At 40.1% G+C, this 4992-nt stretch carries 4 protein-coding genes and 1 pseudogene; all 5 read left to right on the top strand.

What is annotated here, in order from left to right:
* Positions 1 to 165 (top strand): integrase core domain-containing protein (locus tag HX743_RS15490; RefSeq protein ID WP_151711510.1); only part of this gene is annotated, 165 nt, incomplete at its 5' end.
* Between the two features lie 35 nt (positions 166 to 200).
* Positions 201 to 541, top strand: a pseudogene (locus HX743_RS15485) (transposase); the annotation flags it as partial.
* A 123-nt stretch (positions 542 to 664) separates the two neighbouring features.
* Entirely contained in the window at positions 665 to 3619 is a 2955-nt protein-coding gene (locus HX743_RS15480; protein ID WP_250316262.1) for an EAL domain-containing protein, read from the top strand.
* A 572-nt stretch (positions 3620 to 4191) separates the two neighbouring features.
* Complete coding sequence (locus tag HX743_RS15475; RefSeq protein WP_096902775.1) at positions 4192 to 4548, top strand: type II toxin-antitoxin system RelE/ParE family toxin; 357 nt, start codon at positions 4192 to 4194, stop codon at positions 4546 to 4548.
* Entirely contained in the window at positions 4541 to 4843 is a 303-nt protein-coding gene (locus tag HX743_RS15470) for a helix-turn-helix domain-containing protein (protein WP_096902776.1), read from the top strand. The genes HX743_RS15475 and HX743_RS15470 overlap by 8 nt, the downstream gene beginning before the upstream one ends.
* Positions 4844 to 4992: the final 149 nt, after the last annotated feature.

Below are 4992 nucleotides of genomic sequence, written 5' to 3'. Positions count from 1 at the left end.
TATATTGAACGCTATAATCGGACCATACGTTATAGTTGGCTGAGCAAGCATTTATTTGATACTTTGGATGAAGTACAAGATTATGCAACAAACTGGTTGTGGCATTACAACCATGAAAGACCACATCAAGCTAACAAAGGAAAGCCACCTCTAATGGCTGCTTAACCTCTACTTTTAACTTCGGTTATTTATGGGAGGATTACCGATCACCTGAAATATTTAATACAGACAAAGGCAGTCAGTTCACGAGTGATGCATTTATTGATGTATTGAAATCAAATGGCATTCAAATCAGTATGGATGGTAAACTTGCGCAGTATACTGCTCATAGATTGATAATGTGATGGTTGAACGATTATGGCGGAACGTTAAATATGAAGAGGTGTATCTCAAAGCTTATAGCAGTGTCACAGATGCAAAAAAGCAATTGAGTGCATATTTTAAGTTTTATAATTTGAAACGACCTCATTCGAGTCTAGACAAAATGACACCCAATGAGTTTTACTATGATCAGCTACCCCAACAAAACAAGGTGGCTTAACTAGAGCGGAATATCACTTATAGAAGTTGTTCAAATTTCCGGGTCCATCTCTCTATCTCACAGAGCAAATATGCTGCAAAAAAAAAATCTATTTTTAAACTTCTTGTCCTGACTGTAGTGATCATGAATATGTTCATGATCAGCTTACTAGTCTATACCTTACATACTTCACGTGAGCGCGAAGAAGCTGAAGCTCGGACCAGTGTAGAAAATTTAACCTCACTGCTTGAAAAAAGCGTGAGCAGCAGTACTCAAGAAATCAATTTGTCTTTATATACCTTACAAACCTATATCGAAAAAGAATTACGTGAAAAAAAACAAATAAATCATAAAGAGATGAATATCTTTATTCAAAAAGAAAAAAATTGGATCGGTTCTGTTGCTCGAATACACATTACCGATGAAAAAGGTCAAGTCCAATTCGCTGATCATGATATGGACGGTCAGAGGTCTAATTATGCAAATTATAGTTTTTTTAAAGAGGCCCAACAAAAAAGTACGGATCAACTGTTTGTCACCAAGCTGATGAGAGATCCAAATGGCCAAGGCTGGGTTCATCTATTTGCACGACGTTACAATCAGGGTGATGGAACTTTTGCAGGCATGATTATCACTGCTTTACCTGCTAGCTACTTTAATCATCTGATTGCAGAACTGGATGTAGGCCCTAAAGGAGTGGTACTGTTACAAGACCTGGATATGCGAGTTATTGCACGTAATCCCATGCTTAAAACACCGAACGGAAAGGTGGGTTTTGTGGGGGGGCCACCGGAACTGTCACAACTGGTTCACTCCGGCGCACAGTCTGGCACTATTTATACTCGACGAACTACAGATAAAATCCCGCGTATTGGTAACTTTCGCAAGCTAAGTAGCATGCCTATTTTTGTTGTTGTTGCCTTCGGTGAAAAAGACTATCTGGCCCAATGGTATGAAGATGTTATTAAAGCCGTTTTGCTGGGATTACTCTTCATTGCGGTGACCACGATTGCTGGATGGTTACTTTGGCGGCAAATTCGGGCAAATATGTTGACCAATCGTCGTAGTCGGATGCTGTTACGTAATGCACAAGATGGTATTCATGTTCTAGATCGCCAAGGCAAGCTTCTTCAAGGTAGTGATTCCTTTTTTCGCATGATTGGTAGTACTCCGCAGGCAGCCTTGGGCAAAACCCTGTGTTACTGGGATAACGACTATAATAAGGCTGAGTTGCAAGAGCTGATCAATAGAGGGATTTCTACACCTGGAGGTATTCGCTTTGAAACCTGTTATCTAAACGCCCAAGGTGAGTGTTATCCGGTAGAAGTCAGTTCAATCCTGGTGCATCTTGATGATGAGGTATTCTTCTGCTCGGCACGTGATATTACCGAACGTAAAAAAGCAGAAGAAAACCTGCGTATTGCAGCGACCGCATTTAACTCTCAAGTCGGGATGATGATTACAGATCCTCATTTGGTTATTTTACGCACTAATCATGCTTTTACAGAAATTACTGGCTATAGTGAACAAGAGTTGATTGGTTATACACCTAAAATCTTACAATCAGGCCTGCATGACAAAAACTTCTATACCAGCATGTGGAACCATATTCGCACGACAGGATCTTGGCAGGGTGAAATCTGGAATAAGCGCAAAAATGGCGGACTGTATCCACAACACATCTTGATTGCTGCTGTACGTGATGAGCATGGCCAAACCACACATTATGTTGCAACGATTAACGATATTTCTGCCTATAAAGCTGCAGAAGAAAAAGTACACTTGCTAGCGTTTTATGACTCTCTGACTAAACTGCCAAACCGTAGCCTATTTTTGGAACACCTTGAACAGAGCATGAGAGATACAAAAAATAAAAAACAGCTCGGCGCTGTTCTGTTAATAGATCTGGATAATTTTAAAGCTATAAATGACACTGCAGGCCATGAAACCGGAGACTACTTATTACAGCAAGTCGCAACTCGCCTGCTAGAATGCGTAGAAGCCAATCAAATGGTTGCACGACTGGGAAGTGATGAATTTGTGGTTCTGCTTGATCATCTTGGAAGCTCAGAGATGGAAGCTATCCCACAACTAGAAAAAACCGCAAAATATATTTTACAGACACTCACTCAACCTTACTTTTTGGCCGACTCTGAATATCATAATTCAGCCAGTATTGGGATCAGCCTATTTGGGATAGAAGCATGTGAAAATATCCAAGATCCAATTAAACGTGCTGATATGGCACTGTCTGACGCAAAGAATTATGGTCGAAATACTTATCGCTTTTTTGATCCTGAGATTCAATCTCAGGTTCAGGAGCGTGCTGAGATTGATACCGGATTACGACAAGCACTAGAAAAAAACCAGCTGGTATTATATTACCAGCCACAAGTGAATGGTGCACAACAGGTGACAGGAGTAGAAGCCTTGTTACGTTGGCTGCATCCAGTTAAAGGAATGATTTCCCCTGCTCGTTTTATACCCGTCGCAGAAGAAAATGGTTTCATTATTACTCTGGGTCAATGGGTACTGGAAAGTGCCTGCCAACAATTGAGTGACTGGGCCAAGTATCCGCAAACTGCTCACCTCAGCATGGCTGTAAATGTCAGTGCTAGCCAATTTGCTCGCGATGAATTTGTTCAAGACGTACTCGAAATTCTGGAACGTACACAAGCTCCCGCACACTTACTCAAACTTGAACTTACCGAAAGCGCCTTAGTGATGCGGGTAGAAGACATTATTGAAAAAATGACGGTTCTTAAACGTTACGGGGTGATGTTCTCTCTAGATGATTTTGGTACAGGATATTCTTCTTTAACTTATTTACAGCGGATTCCGATTGATCAATTAAAAATTGATCAAGGTTTTGTTCGGGATATTATGGTGAGTGCCAATGATGCTGAAATTACCAAAATGATCATTGTTTTGGCAAAAACTTTGGGAATTTCTGTGCTGGCTGAAGGTGTAGAAACCGAAGCTCAACGGGATGTATTAGAAAAACAGGGTTGTTATCATTACCAGGGCTATCTGTTTGGTAGACCGATGCCGATTGATGAATTTGAGCAGTATTTCATACTTCATCGAACTCCGCATTGAATAGCCTTAGTTAAACTATATTGATGGCTTTAGATCAATTTGTCCCAACATATTGTTAAGAACCTAAAGTAATTTACCTGATAACTAATACAGAGGTGGGTAATACCCTCTGGAACGTTCTCGTTCAACCGACTTGGAAACAAGTCGGTTTCTTTTTAAGCAAAACTGTAACTTTTAGCCAATAAAATTGATCAAAAAACATTCGTTTTTACATTTTTTCCTGATTTCTCAAGGGTCACAGTTCAGAAATAATCCCCAATTTCTGCGGATAAATCTTGGGGTAAGTTTTGAGCAATCCTGTACGCTCAAGCTGACATCAATTAGGGACCATGGCGTCTATGTCACCCGTGAATTTTTTCATATGATGAGGACATAGAGAACAGGATGTTCCGAACAATAAGAATAAAGAAAATCGCACAAGGATTGGCAGGTACGACAGGAGTTATACCAAGCAAACCAATACGAAAAAGCCCGACAGGATGTCGGGCTTTTTTATTGCCTATCATTTCTCATTTGCAAAACAAGCATAATGCCCCTAAAATATAGACTATAATCTATATTTTGGTTGTGGTATGTGGACAGTCATTACGACAGATCTATTTAATCAGTGGCTTGAACAGCAAGATGAATCTACACAAGAGAAGGTCCTAGCTGCACTGGTTGTTCTACAGCAGCAGGGACCGAGTTTAGGCCGCCCTTTAGTAGATACTGTGTATGAGTCTAAATTTACCAATATGAAAGAACTGCGCGTTCAACATCGCGGTAGACCCTTAAGAGCTTTCTTCGCATTTGATCCCTTACGACAGGCTATTGTTCTATGTATTGCTGATAAAGGCGGTAAAAAGCGTTTTTATAAAGACATGCTGGATATTGCAGATGAACAATACCAACTTCATCTCGCCACCCTAGGAGATAAATCTAATGGCTAAGACTCTGCAAGAATTGTTAGCTAGCCGCTCTCCAGAGAGCCAAGCCCGTATTCAAAAAATGGCAGATGAATTACTGCTAGAAAATCAGCTTCATCTTATTCGTGAAGAACTCGAAATTTCTCAAAAAGAGCTTGCTGAAACTTTGGGAATAAAACAGCCATCGCTTTCAGCAATAGAAAATCGTGGCAATGATCTTAAGATTTCAACCATGAAAAAGTATGTTGAGGCAATGGGTGGGAAACTCCGTATTGATGTAGAGCTTCCAACAGGAAAACATATAGGATTCAAAGTTTAACAATAAAAATGGGAGCTATAGGCTCCCATTTTTAGATTCGTATAACGTGTATTATGGTAAGCGTCCGCTGAACACACCTTCTGAATTCATCCTATAAGCCTTAATTTAGTCCCCACTTAGAAACAAGTGGGGACTTAAATTTATGACTA

Origin of the sequence: Acinetobacter sp. Swhac1 (assembly GCF_013390985.1) — a bacterium.
GTDB lineage: Bacteria > Pseudomonadota > Gammaproteobacteria > Pseudomonadales > Moraxellaceae > Acinetobacter > Acinetobacter towneri.
This window is presented reverse-complemented; position numbering and strand designations above follow the sequence as displayed.